Source organism: Magnetococcales bacterium, from assembly GCA_015228935.1.
GTDB lineage: Bacteria > Pseudomonadota > Magnetococcia > Magnetococcales > DC0425bin3 > HA3dbin3.
Genome location: JADGCO010000192.1, coordinates 1 through 2511, shown reverse-complemented (window position 1 = coordinate 2511; position 2511 = coordinate 1). Strand labels below are relative to the sequence as shown.

At 52.7% G+C, this 2511-nt stretch carries 3 protein-coding genes and 1 pseudogene; 3 read left to right on the top strand and 1 reads right to left on the bottom strand.

Features of this window, described 5'->3' with window-relative positions:
* Positions 1–114: 114 nt before the first annotated feature.
* A pseudogene (locus tag HQL65_20570) lies at positions 115–372 on the bottom strand (hypothetical protein).
* Between the two features lie 328 nt (positions 373–700).
* On the opposite strand from HQL65_20570, the gene HQL65_20565 reads away from it, so the two are divergent.
* The 3 genes from HQL65_20565 to HQL65_20555 are packed head-to-tail and all read left to right on the top strand — an operon-like array spanning position 701 to position 2013.
* A complete protein-coding gene (locus HQL65_20565) occupies positions 701–1435 on the top strand; it encodes a site-specific integrase (GenBank protein MBF0138628.1) in 735 nt (244 codons plus the stop codon).
* Positions 1374–1760 (top strand): DUF4258 domain-containing protein, encoded by a 387-nt coding sequence (locus HQL65_20560; protein ID MBF0138627.1) that lies wholly within the window; start codon positions 1374–1376, stop codon positions 1758–1760. Before HQL65_20565 ends, HQL65_20560 begins: the two co-directional genes overlap by 62 nt.
* A gap of 1 nt (position 1761) precedes the next feature.
* Positions 1762–2013, top strand: coding sequence for a type II toxin-antitoxin system MqsA family antitoxin (locus HQL65_20555; GenBank protein MBF0138626.1), 252 nt, complete (start codon positions 1762–1764; stop codon positions 2011–2013).
* Positions 2014–2511 lie beyond the last annotated feature (498 nt).

Below are 2511 nucleotides of genomic sequence, written 5' to 3'. Positions count from 1 at the left end.
GGGAGTGGCGGCACGATGGCTGCCAGGAGAGAAAATCAACGTGTCGGTGGTGTCGGTACCGTTGGTGGCTGCCCTACCCTTCCATCTCCGCGTCCCATATCGCTCACGCCGCCATCACTTGTCCCTCCGCTTGATTGTAGAGGAAATTGTTACCGTCTTGTTGATTCGTTCCAGTTGCTGAATGGATTTATCGGGAATGGGCATATCTTCAGGCATGGCACCGCCCAAATCCTGGATAGTCTGGCGCACCTTGCGTCCTACCTGGAAATGCGTGTCGTTGGCCTGACGTTTCTCCCGCACCTTGTCGCGGCGCAATTTTTCCTCGGTCTGGGTGGCACGGAACAGGTTGGCGGCTAACTCCGTGCTGCCCATTCTGCACCTGTGACCCCTGCGTTTGAAGGCGTTTCCACTGGTTTTTTCAGTCCACTTCCATGCACACCATTCCATCCTAGATCAACAGATAACATATTGCAATTTATTGCAATTTTATGCTATGCTGCACTCATTCCGGTTCACTGGATTTCCGGTGCCGTGCATTCACGGTGGACTTGATATGGACTTAAATGGAGTTGCGGCGGAAAGGGGGCAAACACGGCATGCAAAAGAAATTGACCGTCACTCTGGTAAAATCCCTGGAACCCGCCGAGAAGCTCTATGAGGTCATCGACACGGAGATCAACGGGTTTCTGCTGCCGGGGATGTGAACGCCTTGCGGGCCATGCTTTCCCATGCTGAAGAGAAAGGCGTGTTGAGCGTCCATCCCCTGAAGGGATTGAAACCGCTTGCCGTGGTGGATGATGAACGGGTACGGTATCTGGAATCGGATGAAGAGAAACGCTTGCTGAACGCCCTGGATGCGCGGGAAGAGGAAATCCGCAAAGGGCGGGAGTCGCACAATGCTTGGTTGCTGCAAAGGGGCATGGAGCCACTCCCCAACCTGGAGGGGAAAGCCTTTGTCGATCATCTCAAGCCAATCGTGCTGTTGGCTCTGCATACGGGGTTGCGGCGCGGGGAGATTTTGGGGCTGGAGTGGTCTGCGGTCAATTTCAAGACCGAAACGCTGACGGTAACAGCCCGGACCGCGAAAACGGCCAAGACGCGCCATGTCCATTTGAATCAGATTGCGCTTGGGATTTTGCAAAAATGGCGCGAACAATCAAAAGAAGAAGGGTTGGTATTTCCAGGCCGGAATGGCCAGAAAATGGCCAGCCTCAAGACTGCCTGGGCCGGTTTGCTGAAACGGGCCAGCATCGTGGATTTTCATCTGCATGATTGCCGCCACGATTTTGCCTCCAAACTGGTGATGCGGGGCGTTGATTTGTATGTCGTGAAGGATTTGTTGGGGCACGCATCCATCACGATGACAGAACGTTATGCGCACTTGGCTCCTGGTCACAAGGCCAAGGCCGTTGCCTTGCTGGCGATGGGGCAGTAAGGAAGGGGGGAAGGTCATGCTGGCTCTGGAGTGGATTCAAGAATGCGTGGGGGATGACGCCTATCTCTATTCGCACCATGGCGATCAAGAAAGGCATAACGATACCCTGAGCCTTGAAGAGGTGGAACAGGCCATTCTGAACGGCAGGATACTGGAGCAATATGCAGATACGGGCCGGGGTGACAGTTGCCTTGTGGCCGGATTCACGCATGGGGGCAAGCCCGTGCATGTGGTGTGCGGGAAATTGGGCAACCGGATGGTGATCATTACGGTCTACATCCCCACGCCGCCAAAGTTCAAAACACCATTTGAAAGGGGTGACTGACATGACTGGAAAATGTCCTTTCTGCGGCCATAGGAACATGGCGGACAAACAGGTTGAATACCTTTACCGAAGTGGTGAACGGTTTCTGGTGGTAACGGATGTTCCCTGCCTGGAATGCGAATTCTGTGGGGAGCGATATTTTGAAGCCGTCGTCTTGAAAAAAATCGAAAGGGATTTCCTTGCCATTCAGAATACCGGAAAGAAACCTATGAAGACGATCTTGGTTCCGGTTGAGGCGTATGCAGACTTGTGAGTTGACGGAGTGCCCGCCATTCCGGAATGTGTCAATGAAAATGACATCACCCTGGGGGCTGCGTCGTCAAAGACATCCTGCAACGAACGTGCATCAATTGCCCGGTTTGTCCATGCACGAAGCGCGTCAAGATTGGAGGAAAACACTTTCGACTCGACCCAAGTCGGCAGATTTGGAAAACGGTGATGGAGGATTTGGAGCAAGATGGTGGCCCCACCTTCCTGGCGACCTTCTTCACACGGCTGGTGAGGTACACCATCTTCTGATCATCGAAGCTGGAAATGTGCCATGCGGCGCACCAATTCTTTGTTTTTAAAAATATTTAATGATTACAGAAAACCAAAACCAATTTAACTCAGGTTATTGTAAGGCAATCCAGGTACGGATCCTAAATTGGATCAATGCCCCTCTGTGTTTGAAACACGAGTTGGCGGGAATCTTTTTCCTGGTTGGCCTGCCAGGGGAAATGACATCACCCTGGTGGTTGCATCCCTGGAG

Coding starts and splice junctions, on each gene's coding strand:
- HQL65_20560 (MBF0138627.1), top strand. CDS start 1,374: ATGCGCACTTGGCTCCTGGTCACAAGGCCAAGGCCGTTGCCTTGCTGG.
- HQL65_20555 (MBF0138626.1), top strand. CDS start 1,762: ATGACTGGAAAATGTCCTTTCTGCGGCCATAGGAACATGGCGGACAAA.